Annotated in this window: 1 rRNA gene; it reads right to left on the bottom strand. The window is 52.3% G+C overall.

The window, feature by feature from the left end:
* Positions 1-549 (bottom strand): 23S ribosomal RNA (locus ACJ8QI_RS25515); the annotation flags it as partial.

Below are 549 nucleotides of genomic sequence, written 5' to 3'. Positions count from 1 at the left end.
TCGCCCAGTTAAGACTCGGTTTCCCTACGGCTCCCCTATACGGTTAACCTTGCTACAAAATATAAGTCGCTGACCCATTATACAAAAGGTACGCAGTCACACCACGAAGGTGCTCCCACTGCTTGTACGTACACGGTTTCAGGTTCTATTTCACTCCCCTCGCCGGGGTTCTTTTCGCCTTTCCCTCACGGTACTGGTTCACTATCGGTCAGTCAGGAGTATTTAGCCTTGGAGGATGGTCCCCCCATATTCAGACAGGATGTCACGTGTCCCGCCCTACTCATCGAACTCACGACCTGTGCATTTTAGTGTACGGGGCTATCACCCTTTGCTGCGCGACTTTCCAGACGCTTCCACTAACACACAAGCCGATTCAGGTTCTGGGCTCCTCCCCGTTCGCTCGCCGCTACTGGGGGAATCTCGGTTGATTTCTTTTCCTCGGGGTACTTAGATGTTTCAGTTCCCCCGGTTCGCCTCATGCCACTATGTATTCATGACATGATAGTGTGTCGAAACACACTGGGTTTCCCCATTCGGGTATCGCCGGTT

The sequence above is a fragment of the Serratia sp. CY84636 genome (assembly GCF_052166245.1).
Lineage (GTDB): Bacteria > Pseudomonadota > Gammaproteobacteria > Enterobacterales > Enterobacteriaceae > Serratia > Serratia nevei.
The sequence above is the reverse complement of the archived record's forward strand: the minus strand, read 5'-3'. Positions and strand labels throughout refer to the sequence as shown.